17 protein-coding genes and 2 tRNA genes are annotated in these 20885 nt (G+C 52.7%); 9 read left to right on the top strand and 10 right to left on the bottom strand.

Features of this window, described 5'->3' with window-relative positions; genetic code table 11:
* Positions 1-38 precede the first annotated feature (38 nt).
* Positions 39-1892: a dihydroxy-acid dehydratase gene (gene ilvD, locus THS27_RS10380; protein WP_085590521.1), complete on the top strand. Its 1854-nt coding sequence runs from the start codon at positions 39-41 to the stop codon at positions 1890-1892.
* A gap of 135 nt (positions 1893-2027) precedes the next feature.
* Here the strand turns inward: ilvD and THS27_RS10375 are convergent, their stop codons facing one another.
* Entirely contained in the window at positions 2028-3215 is a 1188-nt protein-coding gene (locus tag THS27_RS10375; protein ID WP_085590519.1) for a thiolase family protein, read from the bottom strand.
* A gap of 142 nt (positions 3216-3357) precedes the next feature.
* Between THS27_RS10375 and THS27_RS10370 the strand changes: the two genes are divergently transcribed.
* Complete coding sequence (locus THS27_RS10370; protein ID WP_085590517.1) at positions 3358-3807, top strand: MarR family winged helix-turn-helix transcriptional regulator; 450 nt, start codon at positions 3358-3360, stop codon at positions 3805-3807.
* Between the two features lie 86 nt (positions 3808-3893).
* Here THS27_RS10370 and ald read toward each other — a convergent pair whose 3' ends face one another.
* On the bottom strand, positions 3894-5009 hold the full coding sequence (gene ald, locus THS27_RS10365; RefSeq protein ID WP_085590515.1) for an alanine dehydrogenase: 1116 nt from the start codon (positions 5007-5009) through the stop codon (positions 3894-3896).
* A 170-nt stretch (positions 5010-5179) separates the two neighbouring features.
* On the opposite strand from ald, the gene THS27_RS10360 reads away from it, so the two are divergent.
* Together THS27_RS10360 and THS27_RS10355 are read left to right on the top strand one after the other, a co-directional pair.
* Positions 5180-5638, top strand: a complete 459-nt coding sequence (locus THS27_RS10360; protein WP_085582045.1) for an Lrp/AsnC family transcriptional regulator — start codon at positions 5180-5182, stop codon at positions 5636-5638.
* Positions 5639-5949: 311 nt separating this feature from the next.
* Entirely contained in the window at positions 5950-6660 is a 711-nt protein-coding gene (locus THS27_RS10355) for a TetR family transcriptional regulator (protein WP_085590513.1), read from the top strand.
* A gap of 177 nt (positions 6661-6837) precedes the next feature.
* Here THS27_RS10355 and THS27_RS10350 read toward each other — a convergent pair whose 3' ends face one another.
* The 6 genes from THS27_RS10350 to THS27_RS10320 all read right to left on the bottom strand — a co-directional run bounded on the left by THS27_RS10350 (position 6838) and on the right by THS27_RS10320 (position 14045).
* Positions 6838-7680 carry an ABC transporter permease subunit gene (locus THS27_RS10350; RefSeq protein ID WP_085590512.1) on the bottom strand — a complete coding sequence of 281 codons (843 nt, stop codon included), beginning with the start codon at positions 7678-7680 and terminating at the stop codon, positions 6838-6840.
* On the bottom strand, positions 7677-8606 hold the full coding sequence (locus THS27_RS10345; protein WP_085581404.1) for an ABC transporter permease subunit: 930 nt from the start codon (positions 8604-8606) through the stop codon (positions 7677-7679). The genes THS27_RS10350 and THS27_RS10345 overlap by 4 nt, the downstream gene beginning before the upstream one ends.
* The gene (locus THS27_RS10340) at positions 8603-9766 is read right to left on the bottom strand and encodes an ABC transporter ATP-binding protein (RefSeq protein ID WP_085590510.1); all 1164 of its coding nucleotides are present in this window, start codon (positions 9764-9766) and stop codon (positions 8603-8605) included. Before THS27_RS10340 ends, THS27_RS10345 begins: the two co-directional genes overlap by 4 nt.
* A gap of 311 nt (positions 9767-10077) precedes the next feature.
* On the bottom strand, positions 10078-11184 hold the full coding sequence (locus THS27_RS10330) for a polyamine ABC transporter substrate-binding protein (RefSeq protein ID WP_085590506.1): 1107 nt from the start codon (positions 11182-11184) through the stop codon (positions 10078-10080).
* A gap of 169 nt (positions 11185-11353) precedes the next feature.
* A complete protein-coding gene (locus THS27_RS10325; protein WP_085590504.1) occupies positions 11354-12463 on the bottom strand; it encodes a polyamine ABC transporter substrate-binding protein in 1110 nt (369 codons plus the stop codon).
* Between the two features lie 232 nt (positions 12464-12695).
* On the bottom strand, positions 12696-14045 hold the full coding sequence (locus THS27_RS10320; RefSeq protein ID WP_085590746.1) for a glutamine synthetase family protein: 1350 nt from the start codon (positions 14043-14045) through the stop codon (positions 12696-12698).
* A 275-nt stretch (positions 14046-14320) separates the two neighbouring features.
* Here THS27_RS10320 and dgcN point away from each other — a divergent pair, with 275 nt between their 5' ends.
* The 3 genes from dgcN to THS27_RS10300 all read left to right on the top strand — a co-directional run bounded on the left by dgcN (position 14321) and on the right by THS27_RS10300 (position 17817).
* A complete protein-coding gene (dgcN, locus tag THS27_RS10315; protein ID WP_085590502.1) occupies positions 14321-15325 on the top strand; it encodes an N-acetyltransferase DgcN in 1005 nt (334 codons plus the stop codon).
* A gap of 1 nt (position 15326) precedes the next feature.
* Entirely contained in the window at positions 15327-16313 is a 987-nt protein-coding gene (dgcA, locus tag THS27_RS10310; protein ID WP_085590501.1) for an N-acetyl-D-Glu racemase DgcA, read from the top strand.
* Positions 16314-16692: 379 nt separating this feature from the next.
* Complete coding sequence (locus THS27_RS10300) at positions 16693-17817, top strand: diguanylate cyclase (RefSeq protein ID WP_139835542.1); 1125 nt, start codon at positions 16693-16695, stop codon at positions 17815-17817.
* 1053 nt (positions 17818-18870) lie between these two features.
* Here the strand turns inward: THS27_RS10300 and THS27_RS10290 are convergent.
* Positions 18871-19461, bottom strand: a complete 591-nt coding sequence (locus THS27_RS10290; RefSeq protein WP_085590493.1) for a GNAT family N-acetyltransferase — start codon at positions 19459-19461, stop codon at positions 18871-18873.
* Complete coding sequence (locus THS27_RS10285; protein ID WP_085590491.1) at positions 19458-20327, bottom strand: N-formylglutamate amidohydrolase; 870 nt, start codon at positions 20325-20327, stop codon at positions 19458-19460. Before THS27_RS10285 ends, THS27_RS10290 begins: the two co-directional genes overlap by 4 nt.
* Before the next feature lie 206 nt (positions 20328-20533).
* Between THS27_RS10285 and THS27_RS10280 the strand changes: the two genes are divergently transcribed.
* Together THS27_RS10280 and THS27_RS10275 are read left to right on the top strand one after the other, a co-directional pair.
* A tRNA-Val gene (locus THS27_RS10280) sits at positions 20534-20610 on the top strand.
* Between the two features lie 15 nt (positions 20611-20625).
* Positions 20626-20702, top strand: a tRNA-Val gene (locus THS27_RS10275).
* The last annotated feature ends 183 nt before the right edge of the window (positions 20703-20885 follow it).

The following is a 20885-nucleotide window of genomic DNA, read 5'->3' as shown; positions in this document are numbered from 1 at the left end:
GAGTTCAAAAATATCACGTATAAAGAGAGGGTCGACCCATGCCGGAATATCGGTCTCGTACAACCACCCATGGTCGCAATATGGCGGGCGCGCGCGGCCTTTGGCGCGCAACAGGCATGAAGGATGAGGATTTTGACAAGCCGATTATTGCGGTGGTCAACAGCTTTACCCAGTTTGTGCCGGGCCATGTTCATCTTAAAGACCTGGGCCAGATGGTTGCACGCGAGATTGAAGCTTCGGGTGGTGTCGCCAAGGAATTTAATACCATTGCCGTGGATGATGGCATTGCGATGGGGCATGACGGTATGCTTTACAGCCTGCCGTCGCGCGAAATCATCGCGGACTCGGTTGAATACATGGTTAATGCCCATTGTGCCGACGCCATGGTGTGCATTTCCAACTGCGATAAAATTACCCCTGGCATGTTGATGGCGGCCATGCGCCTTAACATTCCCTGCGTGTTTGTGTCGGGTGGTCCGATGGAAGCCGGCAAGGTGACGATTGATGGCAAGGAACGCCATCTTGACCTGGTTGATGCCATGGTTGAGGCGGCCGATCCGAAAATTTCGGACGAACAGGTGGCTGTCGTCGAACGTTCTGCCTGCCCGACCTGCGGGTCGTGCTCGGGCATGTTTACCGCCAATTCCATGAACTGCCTGGCCGAGGCCCTTGGTTTGGCTTTGCCTGGCAATGGATCGGTTCTGGCGACGCATGCGGCACGTAAGGAACTGTTCCTTGAAGCTGCCCGCACATCAGTTCGTTTGGCGCGCCGTTATTACGAAGAAGACGACATTACCGCAACGCCGCGCGGCATTGCATCTTTCAAAGCCTTTGAAAATGCAATGGCACTTGATATTGCCATGGGTGGGTCAACCAACACGGTGTTGCATTTGCTCGCGATTGCCCGTGAAGCCGAACTTGATTTTACCATGACCGACATGGACCGTCTGTCCCGTCAGATTCCGCATTTGTCCAAGGTGGCACCGTCTCACCCGTTATATCATATGGAAGATGTGCATCGTGCCGGTGGCATCATGCGTATTCTGGGCGAACTGGAACGGGGCGGGTTGCTGCATACGGATGTGCCGACTGTTCATGCCAAAACCATGGCGGATGCTCTTGAAAAATGGGACATCAGACGAACCACCAATGAAAATGTTCAGAAATTCTATCGTGCCATGCCAGGTGGTGTCCCCAGTCAGGTTGCCTTTAGCCAGGAACGTTACTGGGACGATCTGGATATGGACGAAAAAGGCGGCTGTATTCGCGACATTGAACACGCTTATAGCAAGGATGGCGGTTTGGCTGTTCTGTTTGGCAACATGGCGATCAATGGCTGTATTGTTAAAACTGCCGGTGTCGATGCCAGCATCCTGAAATTTACCGGCCCGGCTGTTATTTGCGAAAGCCAGGATGAAGCCGTTGCCAAGGTTCTGGGCGGTGAGGTCAAGGAAGGCGACGTTGTTGTCATTCGTTATGAAGGACCCAAGGGTGGGCCGGGTATGCAGGAAATGCTCTATCCGACCAGCTATCTGAAATCGATGGGGCTGGGCAAGGCTTGCGCCCTGATCACTGATGGTCGTTTCTCGGGTGGAACGTCGGGCCTTTCAATTGGTCATGTGTCACCCGAAGCTGCGGCTGGTGGCGATATTGCCCTGGTTGAACCGGGCGACACCATCGAAATCGATATTCCCAACCGGACCATCCATATCGCGATTGACGATGCCGAAATGGCTGCACGCCGCGAAGCAATGGAAGCCAAAGGTGCGGCTGCCTGGAAGCCCGCCAAACCGCGCAAGCGTAAGGTGACAACGGCATTGCGGGCCTATGCCGCCCTTGCCACCAGTGCCGATAAGGGCGCTGTGCGCGACGTGACGCAGGTTGAATTCTGATCCTGAAGGTCGCTATCTGAATTTTAAAGCCACCCGGTATGCTTTGGCGTGCCGGGTGGTTTTTTTATGGAAATTTGCGCCGCACGGCTTGTGAAACGATTGGCAAGGGCTTCAGAGAAGCCCGCCCCTTTTAAATCAGCTGATGATTTCAAGCGCCAGCGCAATGCCCTGACCGCCGCCGATGCACAGGGTGACAATGCCGCGTTTAAGGCCATCGCATTGCATGGAATGGATTAAACGGGTGGTTAAAACGGCCCCGGTGGCCCCAATCGGGTGGCCATGCGCAATGGCCCCGCCATCAACATTGACGATATCTTCGGGCAGACCCAGTTCGCGCAGTACCGCCAGCGGCACGGCGGCATAGGCTTCGTTAATTTCGATGCGGTCAATGTCGCCACGCTGCCATCCCGCGCGATACAGTGCCTGTTGCACGGCGGGGACGGGGGCAATGCCAAACATCGCCGGGGCCACGGCCGCGACGCCGTAAGATACCAGCCGTGCCATCGGACGTAGGCCTGCTTTTTCGGCGGCATCGCGGTTGGCGACAATCATGGCCGCAGCGCCGCTGTTTAAACCCGGTGCGTTGCCGGCGGTAATGGTGCCATCGGGGCGAAAGACCGGGCGTAGTTTTGCCAGCACATCCATGCTGGTTTCCGGGCGAACCGATTCATCGCGATCAAACGTGATTGTTCCTTTTTTACCGGCAATCTCGATGGCCGTAATTTCGCCCTCAAAAGCCCCGTTTTGCTGGCGGGCTGCAAAGTTCTGGTGCGAGCGGACGGCCCAGCGGTCCTGATCGTCGCGCGAGATGTTTTTTTCCGTGATCAAATCTTCGGTGTGCCAGCCTGAATGTTCGCCCGAAAAGGCATCATGCAGGCCGTCTAGCAACATGCTGTCCTGTATTTCACCGGGCCCCATGCGATAGCCAAAACGGGCGTTGGACAGCAAATACGGGGCGCGGTCCATGTTTTCCATGCCCCCCGCGATCATGATGGCGCTATGGCCCAGCCATATTTCACGGGCAGCAGCGGCAATGGCCTCGGCCCCTGAACCACAAACACGGTTTACTGTTACTGCCGGAACCGCATCGCCCAGCCCGGCATTAACCACGGCCTGGCGCGCCGGGTTCATTTTGTTGCCTGCCTGCACCACATTGCCCATCACTGCGCCGTCAATCTGGCGAGCAGACAGTTTGGCATCGGCCATAACCCCGGCAATAACCCGCGCGCCAAGGTCGGTTGCGGAAACGGGGGTAAGGGTGCCGTTGAATTTGCCAATGGCCGTGCGGCGCGGGGCGCATAAAACGATATCGGGAAGGGTCATGTCTGTGTCCATTCATGGCAGGTTGGCGATGTTGCTGGCGTGTCGAGCCGGGCTATTAAATGCATATGCATTTAATATATAGTCATATGCATGAACTTGGCAATCATCATGCCGCCCTTAATCGCCAACCGGGAGTTGCTGTGTGACCAAACATGAAAAATCGCCCCGCGCGGATGCGGTCGCCCTGGCCCTGACCGGCGTCTGTATGGCGCATGCCCTGCGCCGTGCAACGCGCGTGGTTAGCCGGCAATATGATGCCGCCCTTGCGCGGCACGGGTTGACCATCGGCCAATTTACCCTGTTGGCGCATATTCAACGAATGGCAAACCCGTCGGTACAGGCGGTGGCCGATGCCATGTTTATGGACCAGTCAGCCATGTCGCGCGGGTTGCGACCATTGGAAAAGGCGGGGCTGGTGATATCGCGGATGGACCCTGCCGATAAAAGGCGGCGCTTTTTATCGGTTTCCGATGCTGGCCGTTCTGCGTTTGATGCCGCCGCAGGTGACTGGCAAAAGGTGCAGTCGCGGTTGCGTGACAATCTGGGGTCGGCAGAGTTTGATATGCTGCGCAAAACCTTGCTGACGTTTTAGCACGCTCAAGCTGAATAACGCCCGAACAGACAAACCCCGCCGTGACAGCGGGGTTTGCACAAAACAGATTTTAAGGTGTTTCCGGCCTATGCCAGTGCTTTTTGCAAAGGCAGATAATCGTAGCCCAGTTCACGAGCAACTGCTTCATAGGTGATGTTGCCATCATGCACGTTAAGGCCCGCTGCCAGATGAACATCATCCTGACAGGCCTTTTTCCAGCCCTTGTCGGCGAGGGCGAGCATAAAGGGCAGGGTGGCGTTGTTCAGGGCGAAGGTGGATGTCCGGGCAACCGCACCGGGCATATTGGCAACGCAGTAATGCACAACGTCATCGACAATATAAATCGGGTCGGCGTGGGTGGTGGCTTTGGATGTCTCGAAACATCCGCCCTGATCAATGGCAACGTCCACAATGACCGAGCCCGGCTTCATTTTTGACAGTTGTTCACGGCGGATCAGTTTTGGTGCGGCGGCACCGGGGATCAGAACCGCCCCCACAACCATGTCGGCATCATATACCAGCGATTCGGTATCATCGATGGTGGCATATTGGGTTTTGATGCGCGGACCGAAGATATCGTCGAGATAGGTTAACCGTTTGATATTTTTATCAAGAATGGTGACATCGGCCCCCATGCCTGCCGCGATGCGGGCAGCATTGGTGCCAACGACACCACCGCCAATGACAACCACCTTGGCCGGGGAAACGCCGGGTACACCCCCCAGCAACATCCCGCGTCCGCCATTGGCTTTCTGCAGGGCAGCAGCCCCCACCTGGGGTGCCATGCGCCCGGCCACTTCCGACATCGGGGCCAATAATGGCAGGCCGCCGTTGCGGTCGGTGACGGTTTCATAGGCAATGGCGGTTACGCCCGATTTGATCAGGCCTTTGGTTTGTTCAGGATCCGGTGCCAGATGCAAATAGGTAAATAACAACTGACCGGGGCGCAGTTGTTCATATTCAACTTTTTGCGGTTCCTTGACCTTGACCACCATTTCGGCGGTGGCAAAAATCTCGTTGGCAGTATCAATTATTGTGGCCCCCGCTGCCTGATAATCGGCATCACTACAGCCAATACCGGCACCAGCATTGGTTTCGATAATGACCTTGTGGCCGTGGGTAATGGCTTCGCGTACGGATGACGGGGTCATGCCGACGCGATATTCATGGTTTTTGATCTCTCTTGGGACACCGATTAACATCGTGTGACCTCCCGGATTTTGAAGTGGCGGGTGGGCTTTTTGCCCGGCTTTTAGTTATGTTTGAACGTTACCCTAAAATTATGGCAATTTCTCTTCAATTTGGGCCGCAAAAAATGGTATTGTTGGCAGATTATTTTAAGAAAATGCCAATATGTCAGGGAAACATTCGAATGGACATCGACGATCGCGACCGGATGATATTGCGCTTGCTGCAGCAGGACGGGCGCATTAGCAATGCGGATCTGGCGGAAAAAGTGAACCTGTCGGCCTCGGCTTGTTTGCGCCGTGTACGCCTGCTTGAAGAAGCCGGGTTTATTGACCGTTACGCCATGTTGCTAAACCCGAAACGGATCGGTAAACCGGGCAATGCCTTTGTCAATATTTCCATTGCCCGGCAAACGCGGCAGGCGCTGGAAGATTTTGAGCGGGAAATCCAGTCTGTTCCCGAAGTCGTCGAATGTTACCTGTTGGCAGGGCAAAGCGATTATCTGGTGCATGTTGTGTACAGCAACACATCGGATTACGAACGTATCCACAGCGAAGTCCTGACCCAGTTACCCGGTGTGGAACGGGTGCAAACCGTTATTACCCTGCGCGAAGTGAAACGTACCACAGAATTGCCCGTGTGAAAAACAATGCCCGGTTGTCGTGTTTTGGCGGGTGATCATACGAAAATTGATTTTGTTGTTTTGGCAGAAGAAACGCCATCAAAGATGACCAATAGTCATTTTGGATGATCGAAAAAACATGCAGAATCATGCAATTGGCTTTAGCCATTCTTAAAAATGCTGCATCGTTTTGACATTGCTGACCGCATGGCTGCATTGCGTATCGGATGTTTGTGAAGCGTTAAATGAGGTGATAGCGGGAACGGTTGTTTGACTCTGCACTTCTTTGCGGGCAATAATCTGCCGGGGAGAAGACCGGGGAAGAACAATTGATGGAAAACGAATGCCTCGTTCGCGCACGCAGTCATGAACAAAAACTGCGCCGCAGGAACGATATAATAGACGCCGCCGAGGCGCTTTTTCTGGAAGGTGAGGGGCAACTGCCGTCTGCGGCGGAAGTTGCAAAAAAGGCCAACCTGGCCAAAGGCACATTATACCTTTATTTTTCCAGCAAAGAGGCCTTGTTTCTTGAAGTCCTCCGTCGCTTTTTCAAGGGATGGAGCGAGAATAATCTGGATATGATCGAGCAGGAGGCCCTTCGCCCGCCTGCAGAACGCGATGCCTTGCGTGTTGCCCGCCAGTTTGTTGACTATCTTGTTAAAAGATCACGGTTTTTGCATTTGGCATCACTATCGCATGGTGTGCTGGAGCAAGGGGCCGATGACGAAAGCGTGTTGATCCATAAGCGGTATGTGGCTGCTATGGTTAAACGTACTGCGGATGCGCTTTCTGAAATTTATGCCATTACGGCACAACAGGCACGAAACCTGATGGCGAATTCGTTCGCCCTTGTATTGGGGCTGTGGCAAATGTCGCAGGTGCCTGCCAGGGTTGTGGTGCTGATGCGCCAGAATGCCCTTGAAGACATGATTATTGATTTCTCCCAGTCTGCCGAAACGGCTGTCATCGAGTTCTGGCGCGCCGAAATTACGGTGATGAAGCAAAGCAATGTTGGGCAGCAGGATGCACCGGCTGTTTTATAGTTATTTTGTGACTGTGAATTGAAAAAGGATGGCCGCATTTTGTTTGGTCATCCTTTTTTATTGATCGTTTGCCGTGATAAACGCAGCATTTTGTGGCTTTTGTTAAACGAAAACCGCCCGGGGCAAGGCTGGGCGGTTTTGTGTTTTATTTTATGGTCGACGAGACATCATAATCAATTAGCCGACAATTCCGGGATCATCCTGTATCTGGCGGCTGCGTTGCCGTTCGGAGCGCATGACAAGGATGCTGGCAATAATGATCAGGATTGAAATTGCAACAATGATCAGGGTGGCCAACGCATTGATTTCGGGCGAAACCCCCAGCCTGACCGACGAAAAGACTTTCATGGGTAGGGTGGTGGAACCAGGGCCGGCCACGAAACTGGAAATGACCAGATCATCTAGCGAGAGGGTGAAAGACAGAAGCCAGCCTGCCATCAGGGCCGGTAAAATCATTGGCAGCGTGATCAGGAAGAAAATCTTGGTGGGTTTGGCCCCCAGATCCATCGCCGCTTCCTCGATCGAGCTATCCATCCCGGCCAGACGTGACTGAATAACAACGGCCACATAGGCTGCACAGAATGTTGTGTGGGCAATGACAATGGTGGTCATGCCTCGGCCTTCGGGCCAGCCGATAAGCTGTTCCATAGTAACAAATAACAGCAGCAATGACAGGCCGGTAATAACGTCGGGCATCACCAGCGGGGCTGCAATCATGCCGGAAAACATGGTGCGGGTTTTAAAACGCCCGAACCGTGACATCACCAGCCCGGCCGGGGTGCCAATGGCAAGGGCAAGGGTCGCTGACATAACCCCGATACGCAGGCTGTTCCAGGCAGCGTCAATCATGCCGTCATCCTGAAACAGTTCGACATACCATTTGGTTGAAAACCCGGCCCAGACCGTAACCAGTTTGCCCTCATTGAACGAATAAATGATCACGAGCAGGATGGGCACATAGAGGAAGGCAAAACCGAAACACAGTGCCGAGGTTAAGAAGATTGATCTTTTGCCGCTCATTTCCCGGCCTCCTCGGTTTTACCCTGAATGTGCTGAAAATACATGATCGGCACGACCAGAAAAATCAGCATGGCGATCGCAACCGAGGATGCAATTGGCCAATCCCGGTTGGAGAAAAACTCGTTCCACAAGGTTCGCCCGATCATAAGGGTATTGGGGCCGCCCAGAAGTTCCGGAATTACGAATTCGCCCACAGCAGGAATGAAAACCAGCAAGGACCCTGCCAGAACACCGGGCATGGAAAGCGGCAGCGTAATCTTCAAAAACGCCTTCCATGGTTTGCAGCCAAGGTCGAGGGCAGCTTCAAGCAGGCTGCCATCCATTTTTTCGAGCGTCGAATACAGCGGCAGGATCATGAAGGGCAGGTAGGTATAGACAATGCCGATATAAACCGCGAATTCGGTTTGGCGCATAATCAGGGGTTCGGAAATGATGTGCATCCCCATCAGGGCAGCGTTGATTAATCCCTCGCGGTCCAAAATGCCGATCCAGGCATAAACGCGGATCAGAAAACTGGTCCAGAACGGCAGGATCACCAGCATCAGCAACAGGTTGCGCGTAGACCCCTTGGCCCGGGCAATGCCATAGGCCATTGGATAGCCGATTAATAGCGTGATGACGGTTGAAATGGCGGCAATACGGATCGAATTCAGATACGCGGTGATATAAAGGCTGTCGGAAAGCAAAAACAGGTAATTGCCAAAATTGATGGCAACATTGACCCCTTCATCCACCCATTGAAACAGTGCGCTATAGGGCGGCTGGGCATATTCGGCGGTGGCGAAACTGATTTTTAAAACAATCAGGAACGGCACCAGGAAAAACAGGAACAGCCACAAATAGGGCAAGCCAATAACAAGAACCCGCCCATGCCGGATCATCCAGCGGTCAAAACGTTGTTTAAGGGTTGGTTTTATCTCGCTCATTGGTTCAGCACCGAGGCGGACCCCGTCTCCCAGGTTACCCAAACCCGGTCTTCCCACGTATAGCGCGGTTCATTGTGGCGATGGGTATTGGGTTCGCTAACCTTGATGCGCAGGCCACTGTCAAGGCGGACGTGATAGGTCGAAAGGCCACCAAGATAGCCGATTTCCTCGACCTTGCCGCCAAAACAGTTATGGGCGCTGTCTTCGGGTTTTTCCGTGCAAAGACGCAGGCGTTCCGGCCGCAGGGCAACCCAAAGTGTGGTGCCTTCATGGCCCTGAACCGCGTGGTCGATATAAATATCGCCGCCAATATCGTCAGACCGGATGATGGCGTATTTTTCGTCATCATCAACCAGTGTTCCTTCAATCAGGTTAACCTGACCCAGGAAATTGGCGGTAAAGCGGGAATTGGGGTATTCATAAAGTTCAAACGGGGTGCCTTTTTGTTTGATAACCCCTTCATTCATCACGGCAATGCGCGAGGCCATCGTCATGGCTTCTTCCTGGTCATGGGTCACCATGACAAAGGTGGTGCCAAGTTTTTCCTGGATATTGACCAGTTCAAACTGGGTTTGTTCGCGCAGTTTTTTATCCAGCGCCCCTAACGGTTCGTCGAGCAACAAAACCTTGGGTTGTTTGACAAGTGACCGCGCCAGGGCGACACGCTGGCGTTGTCCGCCCGAAAGCTGATGCGGTTTGCGTTTGGCAAACTTGCTCATTTGCACCAGTGCCAGCATATCGGCGACGCGGTCTTTGATTTCAGATTTTGAATAACCGTCCTGATGCAGGCCAAAGGCCACATTGGTTTCAACACTCATATGCGGGAACAGCGCATAGGATTGAAACATCATGTTGGTGGGGCGTTCATAGGGTGGAACGCCGGCCATATCCACGCCATCAATAAAGATTTTGCCGTCGGTCAGTTCTTCAAACCCGGCCAGCATGCGTAACAAGGTGGTTTTACCACAGCCTGAACCACCCAGCAGGGCGAACAGTTCGTGACGATAAATATCAAGCGATACATCGTCGACAGCGTAAAAATCGCCGAATTTTTTGGTTACTTTTTCAAACCGGATAAACGGAACCGCATCCGGATCGTTCCACGGTTGGCTTGACTGCACGCATTCGCGTGCTTCTTGCTGATTGGCCCCCTGCGACACCAGGATTCTCCCGTCTGATGTTGTGAAACTATTTATCTTTTTTCTGCTTAACAGGATGAAGCAATTCCGCAATCTGTAAAGAGTGGTGTGCGATATTTCGAACGTTTAGATGGTGTTTTTGGCCAAAATGCGGGGAAAATGGGCGGTGCTGTTCAGTAATTGAGCATTTTTTGCTTCACAGATGTTGCTTTTATCCATCGTGTGTTTGCATTTGCGAAGGGTTTTTTCGCGTTGCGTAATACGAGTCATTAAAAAAACAAGGCGCGGGGGTGCCGCGCCTTGTGTATATCCGTTTTTTATTGAAACAGACCTTACTGGCCGGTTTTCAATTTGGTCCACAAACGGGTCCGTTCGCGCAGCAATTTGGGCCCGGGTTCAACCTTGGCGCGCAGTTTTGCCTTTACCTCGTCCGACGGATAAATGCCGGGGTTATTTTTGATTTCATCATCAACATATTCCATCGCTGCCAGGTTCGGGCCAGCATAGGTAACATAGTTGGTGATCGAGGCACTAACCTTGGCATCAAGAACATAATTGATGAATTTGTGTGCCAGATCGGGGTGCGGTGCATCGGCCGGGATTAACATGGTATCAAACCAGATCAACGTGCCTTCCTTCGGGATCACATAATTGATGTGAACATCATTTTCGGCTTCGTCGGCACGGTCACGCGCCATAAACACGTCGCCGGAAAAACCGACAGAAACGCAGACATTGCCGTTGGCAAGATCGTTGATGTACTGGGAACTGTTGAAATAGGTGATAAACGGACGAACTTTTTCAAGCTGCGTCATCGCGGCCTGAATGGTTTCCTTGCTTTGCGGTTTGTCGCCATTACCCAGATAGAAATTAACCGGATCAACCATTTCCCCCGGATCATCGAGCAGGGTCAGGCCACATTTTGACAATGGTTCGGCGTATTTCGGATCAAAAATAAGCGCCCAGCTATCGGTCGGGGCATCATCGCCCAGAATTTCCTTAACCTTGTCGACATTGTAGCCATAGCCGTTTGTGCCCCACATATAGGGTACGGCATAGGCATTGTCGGGGTCGTATTTGGCAGTCTGTTTCAAAATAGCCGGGTCCAGGTTGCCATAGTTTGGCAATTTGGATTTATCGAGCTTCTGGAAAATATCAGCCTGGATCAGGCGTTGGGCATCGGCCAGAGTTGGAACAACAATGTCATAGCCCGAATGTCCTGCCAGCAATTTGGCTTCGACAACCTGATTGCTGTCATAGACATCGTAGTTGACCTTTACGCCATATTCCTTTTCGAAATTGGCAACGGTATCCTCGGCGATATAATCTGACCAGTTATAGATGTTCAATACATCCTCGGCCGATGCAATGGTCGCATGGGCTGAAACAGCCGCGACCAGCGCAACCAGGCTGGTGGTGCATTTTTTTAGTGACGACATGTCGCTGTGCCTCCCTTAATGACAGCGTTGAGACAGGCAAACGGGGGATGTTGCCCCTGCAAGCTCTGATCTATCCTTTAAACGGTTCGCGGATTTGTCAAACACAAGATACTGGCACGCCACTAATTTTGTGTTTTCAAGCACGCATAAACCTTGATGTTGATCGCGTTTATTGGCCGGTTTTCAGTTTGGTCCATAACCGGGTTCTGGTGCGCAGAATTTTTTGCCCGGGTTCAACCTTGGAACGCAGCCGTTCTTTCACCTCGTCTGACGGATAAACGCCGGGATTGTTTTTGATGCGGTCCTCGATCATATCCATTGCGGCCAGGTTGGGGCCTGCATATTCGACATAATTCGTGATCGCCGCACTGACATCGCCCCGCAAAATATAGTTGATGAATTTCAGGGCAAGGTCAGGATGCGAGGCATCAGCCGGGATCATCATGGTATCAAACCAGATCAACGTGCCTTCCTTGGGAATAACATATTTGATCTCGTTGCCATTATTGGCCTCGGCGGCGCGCGACGCGGCCATATAGATATCACCCGACCAGCCAATGGCCGCGCAAATGTTACCATTCGCCAGATCGTTGATATATTGGGAACTGTGGAAATAGGTGATGTAAGGGCGAACTTTTTCAAGTTGCGCCATTGCGGCCTCGACGGTTTCAATATTTTGCGGCGTGTCGGCAGTACCTAAATATGCACTAACAAGGGGGACAATTTCGCTGGGATCGTCCAGCATGGTCAGCCCGCATTTGCCAAGAGCCTCGGCATATTTGGGGTTAAAAACCATCGACCAGCTATCGACCGGCGCGTCATCGCCCAAAACTTCCCTGATTTTGGCAACGTTATAGCCAATGCCGTTTGTGCCCCACAAATAGGGTACGGCATAGGCATTGTCGGGGTCGTATTTGGCTGTTTGCTTCAGAATTGCCGGGTCCAGATTGCTGTAATTGGGCAATTGCGACTTGTCGAGTTTCAAAAATAACCCGGCCTTGATCAGGCGCTCGGCATCGGCCAGCGTTGGCACCACAAGGTCATAACCGGAATTGCCAGCCAGCAACTTTGCCTCGACCATCTGGGTGCTGTCATAAACATCGTAGTTAACCTTGACGCCAAATTCCTTTTCAAAATTGGCGACGGTATCTTCGGCAATATAGTCTGACCAGTTGTAAATATTTAAAACTTCTTGTGCCGATACGTTATTGGCAAGGCTTAAAAGGCCAATGGCGGTCGTAAAGGCTGTCAGGCTGATAGATTTTTTGTTTGGTTTCATTTTGCGGTGCCTCCCTGGTGGCAACGTCATTTATCATGGGGGCCTCCCTGTTCCTCCCATGCCTGCCATAATCCTGTGAGGTTTCCGGATTTTGTCAAACACTTGAATCAGAGTCTTGGCGTGTTTTGAATTTTATGCTGTTTATTTCGTATATTACAAAAAATAATTGCGCCGAAATATCGATTTCGGCGCAATATTTGCGTGAATTCACGGCACATTAAAACGATCAGGGTTAAACGTTAAGCAGAAGATGCTCACGTTCCCAGGCGCTGATCACGGTTTGGTATGCATCCCATTCGGCTTCCTTAACTGCCAGAACTGCGGCAGAAAATTCGTCCCCCAGCAGTTCCTTTAAGGGGCGGGACCGGCTGAATTTTGCCAGGGCTTCGTGGATATGTCGGGGCAGGGAATGCGCCCGGTCATAACCCGATCCTTCAATCGGTGTTGTCGGATCGATTTCTTCCTGAATGCCCAAAAGGCCACAGGCAAGTGAAGCCGCAATCGCCAGATAAGGGTTGGCATCGGCACCCGGAATGCGGTTTTCGATCCGGCGGGCACTGGGCGGGCCGTTGGGCTGGCGCAGGCCAACCGTGCGGTTATCCAGTGCCCAGTGCATGTTGATTGGCGCATCCGACCACGGCTGCAACCGGCGATAGCTGTTCATGTTCGGGGCCAGCAACGGCATTGCCGCCGGCAAATAACGCTGCAAGCCACCAATATAGTTCAGGAACAGTTTGGAATTTTCGCCGTCTTCATTGGAAAACAGGTTTCTGCCGGTGTCGATATCGATCAGGCTTTGGTGAATATGCATGGCGCTGCCGGGCAGGTTGCCCATTGGTTTGGCCATAAATGTGCCATAGACACCGTGTTTTAATGCCGTTTCACGCAGTGTGCGCTTAAACAAAAACGACTGATCCGCAAGTTCGAGCGGCGCACCATGGTTAAAGTTCATTTCCAGCTGTGCCGGGCCCGATTCGTGGCTCATGGTATCGGCATCGATATTCATGGCCTCGCAATAGTCGTAAAGGTCTTCGATCAGCGGGTCGAATTCGTTAATGGCATCGATGCCAAAGGCGTTTGATGCCCGTTCCGGTCGGCCAGAACGCCCGACAGGCGGTTCAAGCGGGTTGTCAGGGTCGGTGTTTTTGGCAACCAGATAAAATTCAAGTTCCGGGGCAATGATCGGGCGCATGCCCAGGTTTTCAAACTGTTTGAGAACCCGTTTAAGAACATTGCGCGGGGAAATCGACACTTCCTCGCCGGAAAAATGGTAACAATCGCAAATGATCTGGGCGGTTGGTTCTTCGTACCAGGGAACAACACGAATGGTTTCGGCATCAGGTACCATCACCACGTCTTTTTCCGCCGGGTCCAGAAATGCATCGGTTTCTTCGGGGTATCCGCCGGTGACAGTCAGGCAGAAAATTGCCTCGGGAATGGCGAGGCTTTTGTTTTCAACCCCGCGCAAAAACTTTTGGGTTGGCAACACCTTCCCGCGTGCCACCCCTGACATGTCAGGGACAATACATTCGACTTCTTCAATTTTTCGTTCGGATAGCCACGTTTTGAGATCCGTACTCATCATAAGTCGGGCGCTTTCACGCCAGTCCTTCATAATTGCAGTTTATTGCTTTTTTACCGGTTTTTACCGGCGTCCTTTACAACAAACTGTGTTTAAGTTGGCAAATGATCGAATAAATTTCGGTTTTTTATGCGTTTTTCCGAATTCAATGCGAACATCTAACGATATAGCCGAATATGACCCAAGAGTAAAACTGGCAGGAAACGTCCTATTCAGGCTATAGTCGCTTTCAGATTATAAGTTCAGCGCTTGTGTGCTGGTCAAGGAGGTAAAGAATGAAAATCGAACATCCCTATCTAATGTTTCTTGGCGATGCCCCGGATGAACTGGCCGCGAAGACCGCCATTGGCATCAAACAATGGCGCCCGGAATGGTGCAAGGGCCAATTGCGTTTGGAAAACTGCCATGCCGACCTTGGCCTGCCAGATATGACCATTGCCGAAGCCCGCGAAGCGGGTGTGAAAACCCTGGTTCTGGGCGTTGCCAACCGTGGTGGTATTATCGGACCGGCATGGATGGAAACCCTGTTGGCCGCGATTGACGCCGGTATGGACATTGCCAATGGTTTGCACACCAAGCTGAGCACGATCCCCGAGCTGGTTGAAGCCGCCGCAGCCAAGGGCGTTTCGCTGTTTGACGTGCGTCACTTCAGCGGAAAATTGCCGATTGGCAATGGCGAAAAGCGTAGCGGCAAGCGCGTTTTGGCCGTTGGCACCGATTGCTCGGTTGGTAAAATGTATACCGCCCTGGCTATTGAAGAAGAAATGAAAAAGCGCGGCATTAAATCGACCTTCCGCGCCACCGGGCAGACAGGCATTTTCATTGCCGGCGAAGGCATTTCGGTTGATGCGGTGATTTCCGATTTTATTTCCGGTGCTGTTGAAACCATTGCTCCGGCCAATGATGCGGATCACTGGGATGTTGTCGAAGGGCAGGGCAGCCTGTTCCATGCCTCGTTTGCGGGCGTTTCCATGGGCCTGTTGCATGGCTCCCAGGCTGATGCCCTGGTGGTGTGCCACGAGCCGACTCGTACTCATATGCGCGGTTTGCCCGGTTATTCCCTGCCGGATTTGAAAACCACGCTGGAAGTTAACCTGATGCATGCGCGCCTGACCAACCCCGATTGTGTGGTGGTGGGGTTTGCCATTAACACCAAGGCCTTAGATGACGCGGCGGCAAAAAAGCTGATGGCGGACGTGTCGGCTGAATTTGGCCTGCCGTGTGTGGATCCGGTGCGCAACGGCGTTGCCCCGATTGTCGATAAACTGCAGGAGATCTGATGTGCCGAAATTAAGCGTCACATCCGAAGTCTGGCCGCTACGATCAGCCTTTAAAATTTCACGCGGGGCGAAAACCCAGGCAGAAGTGGTGGTTGTTACCCTCAGTGATGGGGAATTTAGCGGGCGCGGGGAATGTGTTCCCTATGCCCGTTATGGCGAGTCGATTGATCAGGTGATTGCCGATATCACGGCACAGGCAGATGCGCTTGATCGCGGTATGACACGGACGGAATTGCAAGATGCAATGAAGGCCGGGGCCGCGCGCAATGCGGTTGACTGTGCCTATTGGGACCTGGAAGCCAAACGTTTCGGCCGCCGGGTCTGGGATTTGCCCGGGCTTGAAACCCCGGCGCCCGAAGGGCTGGTTACGGCAGAAACGTTAAGCCTTGATACCCCTGATGCGATGCGTGAAGCAGCCAAAAAAGCGGCATCCGCGCCGCTTTTGAAGTTAAAGCTGAACGGTGAGAACGTGCTGGAAACGGTGCGGGCCGTGCGTGAAGGCGCGCCGACATCGCGTTTGATTGTTGATGCCAACGAGGCCTGGTCAATCGAGCTGTTGCGCGATATCGGGGCCGAGCTTGATGCGCTGGGTGTCGAAATGATCGAACAGCCCTTGCCTGCGGGCAATGACGACGGGCTGGTTGATATTGATTGCCCGGTTTTGCTGTGCGCGGATGAATCGGTTCATACTGTGGCCGATATTCCGCGTCTGGCCCGGCTTTATGACATGATCAATATCAAGATCGATAAAACCGGCGGTCTTACCGGCGCACTTGAACTTGCCGATGCTGCCCTCGAGGCGGGGATGCAATTGATGGTGGGCTGTATGGTTGGAACATCGCTTGCGATGGCACCTGCCATGGTGGTGGCCGCAAAAGCCCGCATTGTTGACCTGGACGGGCCGCTCTGGATGGCAAAAGATCGCGACGATGGCATTGAATTTACCAAAGGTGTGATGGCATTGCCGGATGTAAATCTTTGGGGATGATCTGACAGGTGTGATGTCAGTTCTTTGTCAGTGCAGATGATGAATAAAGGGGCAGTTGCAAAACTGCCCCTTTGTCATTTTGGCATTTACCACTAAATATTGCGTATAATATGCCGCTTATATTCATAATAATTCCGAAAATTTGCTGCCAATTTACTTTTATTGCGAATTTGCTGCTCTTATGGATAGTTGTCATTTCGCAATTATAAGGTGAGGATAGCTTCGAATTTCCGGGGCGCTGGGTGCTCCTGGTCGAAATAGGTGACGGAGCCCCTTGGTGCCAGCCTCGAAATATCCTTTGGCGTCTTCCCTTCGAGGGCGATTGCGATATGATTGTCGCGATCTTGTCATACCTTTTTTCCATAATGATGCCTTGCGTTTGCGGCGTTCGGAAATTTTACGCCATACCGGGCGGCTGGCAGCGGGTTTTGTTCTGCTGTTTCTGTTTTGCGCACCGTTATGGGACGGCACCTATGAAACGTTGTTTTCTGCCAATGTTTTAAATGTGTCACGACTGGTTGTTGTGCTGGTGGCATTTTGGGTGGTTCTTGACGGGCGCTTTGGTTCGCGGTTGCGGCGCAAGATGCCTTTATTGCCCTTTGCCCTTTTAATGGTGTCTGCCGGGGTGCTGTTTGGCCTGTCACTGGCCGATCCTGCCGCATCGGCCGCGTCGGTAATGACCCATTCGTTATTGTTGCTGGCAATGGGGATGTTGCTTGCCGCAATGCCCCTCTCCCTGCTTGAGGTTTGCGCTTTTCTGGCTATTCCTGCGGCACTTGATGTTTCGGGGTTGCTGCCCGATACCACGGGTGCGGTGGATGCCGGGTTAATGTCCACCCGGGTGCTTTTTCTGGTTATGACGATGACGGCGGCACTATCGGCATTGTTGCAGTTACACCGAACCATTATCAATATTCAGCAAATTGCGCAGGACCCCCTGACAGGGGCGTATAGCCGTGGGTTTGGCAGCGAAATGCTGTTTTTGGGGTTTGAAGCCGCCCGGCGTAATTGCCGCCCGTTTGCAATTGCATTTGTCGATCTGGATAATTTCAAACAGGTGAACGACCAGTTCGGTCATGACCGCGGGGATCGTATTCTGGCCAAAAGTGGTGAAAGCCTGGTTGAGGGGCTGCGCCGTGGCGATGTAGTTGTACGGTGGGGCGGAGAGGAATTTTTGGTCCTGCTGCCGGGTCTTAGCACGGCACAGGCGCGCGAAGTGATGCGTCGTGTTGTTGAAGATGGCCTAACAGAGCTTCCTGACGGGGGGCGTCAGCATTGTAGCGTCGGCATTGCCGAGCGTATTGAAGACAAAATAGAAGATCCCCATACGCTGGTTGATCTGGCGGATCAGCGTATGTATGAAATTAAAAAAGATCAGGAAACAGACGGTATGGGAATTTCCCGCATCGTTTCGCGCCCCGCCCGGCCTGAAGGGACCGGGGCGACTGTGATTTTGCACCCGGCCTGCGAACCGTCATTATCTGTCGGAACAATCATTTCCTGATTTTGCCATATCCACAAATTTCTGGCCGCAGGTTCGGGGATAGCACCTTGTTTGGAACGCGTGACGTTCCCAGATCAAATCCGGTTTTAAGGGGCAAGAATCTGCTGGCCATGATCATGGCTCTAGCCCCGGCCCCGACCGTGCAATTTCCTGTCATTTTGAAATTTTGTGGTGCTGCATAACCAACATAAAGCATCGCCTGCTGTTTCTGCAGTTCTTATGGCTTCAATGCCATAAGCGGCTTGGGGGTATGGTGAATTGGGGGAAGGCACTATCGGATCGGTACGCAGAGGCGGGAACGATTAGATGGCTTCGGGCTTGATGTCGCGTGTTTACATCCTTCTTGTCGTGACGTGCGGTGTGTTTGGTTGTGCTGGTGAAGGTGCAGGTGTTTGTCATTGCAGCTATTGTGCCCCTGGTGCCCGGGTGTAGCTTTTTCTGTTCTGTGCTTTGTTTAAGGGCTTTGCACGGTGCAGGAACACCTGATCATGAGCTGAGCACGTTATGATGTGGCGTTGAGTTACCGATTTTCAGAAAATTTGACGATGCCGAGGCGATAGAATCTTCGTTTTCCGACATTAAGAATGGGAAATTGAAAATTTCGCCCGAATTAATGCTGGCGATTCGGCCCCGATTCTTTTGAAAATTTGGACAGGTTTGCTGACCAAGTGCCACAATTTGCGGCATCTGCGGATCGAAAAAGTGTCAGTCCTGTGAAATTTTGGTCAAAAAAACAGCATAAATTTTAATGATAAAAAAATAGACAGAAACATGTTGCAAGGCAGCGAGGATCTGGCTATTCTCCATTTGTGCGCTGCGGTAGGACGTAGCGCATTCCGGCGAGCGACTAGTTCGCTCGTTTCTTGGACGTTTCCTCCCTAGACTTGGGCCGCTGTCATAGGCGGCCTTTTTTTTGTCTGGAATCTGGGGTTTTCAGCGTTTTTGATTGTGGCGTGGCACAATTTGGGTGCTATTCGGGCTCCGGAAAAAATCCCGTTATCGTTTTGTGCGTTGCGGTGTAAGTGGCGGTAATTACGCGACTTGTCCGCTTTATCATGGCGTGTTTGGGGGAGGTGTTGTTCGGGGATCCATCTCGGGGATGGTGCCATCGCCGTCGCCAAGGCCGCGCTGCATGATCACGCTATCGACCCAGCGGCCCAGTTTATAGCCCGCCGACTGTAACGTTCCCGCCACCCGAAAGCCAAGCCGGGCATGAAGGCCGATGGAGGCAACATTTGCGGAATCGCCAATAATGGCGACCATCTGGCGGTATTCCAGGGCGGTACAGCGCGTGATCAGTTCTGACAACAGGGCACGCCCGGCCCCTTTGCCGACAATTTCTGGCGCGATGTAAATGGTATCCTCGACGGTGAAGCGATAGGCCGGGCGGGGGCGATAGGCGCCGGCATAGGCGAAGCCTTCGACATTGCCGTCAATTTCGGCGATGAGATAGGGCAAGCCGCGTTCGCGCACATGCTGCCAGCGTGCCGTCAGTTCGGCAATTTCGGGGGCGCGTTCCTCGAACGAGGCAAGACCATGCAGCACATGGTGGCCATAAATTTCGGTGATGCGGGCAAAGTCATCGGGCCGGGCATCCCGGATCAGCAAATCGCCCAGTTTATGATCGGTGGTGGCGGCGGTCATTCCAGGGGGCTCCCGTCGAACTGGTGAAAGGTGTCGATAAGTTTGCTCATCTGATCGCGCAGAACAGTGAAACCGCGATGGGGTGTCAGGGTTTCTTCTTCCATATACAGGGCGCGGTTAATTTCGATTTGCAGGGTGTGGACGTGCTGGTCAGGCTGCCCGTAGTGGCGGGTGCAATAACCGCCCGCGTAGGGGTCGTTATAGGCCGGGTGATAGCCCATGTCGCGAAAACATTCGCTGACAAAACGGGTTAATGTCGGGTGGCAGGATCGTCCGTAACAATCCCCCAGGACCAGTTCAACCGGAGACTGTGTGGAATCCATCGAATCGCCAGGCATCGAATGACAATCGATCAGGATACAATAACCAAACTGGTCACGCGTGGTGTCGATCAGCTTTTGCAGGGCGGTGTGGTAGGGGGTGTAACAGGCATCGATACGTTGCAACGCATCCGTAATTGGCAAGCGGCTTTTGTAAATTTCCACCCCGCCACTGACCACACGCGGGATCGACCCAAGCCCGGACAGGGCGCGCATTGAATGTATATCTGCATCGTCGGGGAGTTCACCGTCAAACATGCGGGGGTCAAGTTCCAGCGCGCCACGATTAACATCGACATAGGCACGGGGAAAATTGGCACATAGAAGTGGTGCGCCGCTTTGGGGGGCCGCGGCAAACAGCCGGTCAACAAAGGCATCTTCCGATGCACGAAGGGCAAAAGCATCGATTCGCGCTTGCGACACCAAATCATCGGGATAGGCCCGACCGGAATGAGGGGATGCAAAGACCACAGGGAGGGTCTGTTGTTGCGGCAAAAAAACAGTCGCCGGGGTGCTGGTGCTTTGTTCAGGTGGCATCAGGTTCATGTGGCTTTCGTCGCACGGGCTGTCAGGGGCACCAACATGGTGCAAATCGGGCGAGGCATTCTCTTATCATGAAGATTTTTTTGCAAAAAGCCAAATGGGGGGTTGCACCTTTGCAAGCCTTGGGCTAAATACCGCTGCGCCGCAAGAAACAACGCTAAAGCATTTTAGCAAGTAACCATATTGCGGCAAACGGAAGATGGCAAGATGGGCCTATAGCTCAGTTGGTTAGAGCGTTCGCTTGACATGCGAGAGGTCACAAGTTCGAGTCTTGTTAGGCCCACCATCTTCGCACATATAAGGGCCTATAGCTCAGTTGGTTAGAGCGTTCGCTTGACATGCGAGAGGTCACAAGTTCGAGTCTTGTTAGGCCCACCATTCCAACCCCGCCCGTTTGGCGGGGTTTTGTGCATCCGGGCCGTTCCTGTCCCTTTTCCCGTTTCCCTAATGCCCTGTTTTTTCATAATTTTTTGAAATTTTATGGATTGAACTTTTTCTGACTTGAAAGCGTGCAGATTGTGTGTTGAATGCATTCAAGTGACAGGTTGCTTTCGTGATGCA

Origin of the sequence: Thalassospira sp. MCCC 1A01428 (genome assembly GCF_002115825.1) — a bacterium.
Classification (GTDB): Bacteria; Pseudomonadota; Alphaproteobacteria; order Rhodospirillales; family Thalassospiraceae; genus Thalassospira.
Note: the sequence above shows the minus strand (reverse complement) of the source record. Positions and strands in the feature narration are given on the sequence as shown.

Bases quoted from the DNA above. Each gene is read 5' to 3' on its own strand.
- THS27_RS10285 (WP_085590491.1), bottom strand. From the start codon at position 20,327: ATGAACCTGATGCCACCTGAACAAAGCACCAGCACCCCGGCGACTGTT.
- dgcN (WP_085590502.1), top strand. From the start codon at position 14,321: ATGAAAATCGAACATCCCTATCTAATGTTTCTTGGCGATGCCCCGGAT.
- ilvD (WP_085590521.1), top strand. From the start codon at position 39: ATGCCGGAATATCGGTCTCGTACAACCACCCATGGTCGCAATATGGCG.
- THS27_RS10360 (WP_085582045.1), top strand. From the start codon at position 5,180: ATGGACATCGACGATCGCGACCGGATGATATTGCGCTTGCTGCAGCAG.
- ald (WP_085590515.1), bottom strand. From the start codon at position 5,009: ATGTTAATCGGTGTCCCAAGAGAGATCAAAAACCATGAATATCGCGTC.
- THS27_RS10330 (WP_085590506.1), bottom strand. From the start codon at position 11,184: ATGTCGTCACTAAAAAAATGCACCACCAGCCTGGTTGCGCTGGTCGCG.
- THS27_RS10345 (WP_085581404.1), bottom strand. From the start codon at position 8,606: ATGAGCGAGATAAAACCAACCCTTAAACAACGTTTTGACCGCTGGATG.
- THS27_RS10375 (WP_085590519.1), bottom strand. From the start codon at position 3,215: ATGACCCTTCCCGATATCGTTTTATGCGCCCCGCGCCGCACGGCCATT.
- THS27_RS10290 (WP_085590493.1), bottom strand. From the start codon at position 19,461: ATGACCGCCGCCACCACCGATCATAAACTGGGCGATTTGCTGATCCGG.
- THS27_RS10350 (WP_085590512.1), bottom strand. From the start codon at position 7,680: ATGAGCGGCAAAAGATCAATCTTCTTAACCTCGGCACTGTGTTTCGGT.
- THS27_RS10325 (WP_085590504.1), bottom strand. From the start codon at position 12,463: ATGAAACCAAACAAAAAATCTATCAGCCTGACAGCCTTTACGACCGCC.
- THS27_RS10320 (WP_085590746.1), bottom strand. From the start codon at position 14,045: ATGAGTACGGATCTCAAAACGTGGCTATCCGAACGAAAAATTGAAGAA.
- THS27_RS10355 (WP_085590513.1), top strand. From the start codon at position 5,950: ATGGAAAACGAATGCCTCGTTCGCGCACGCAGTCATGAACAAAAACTG.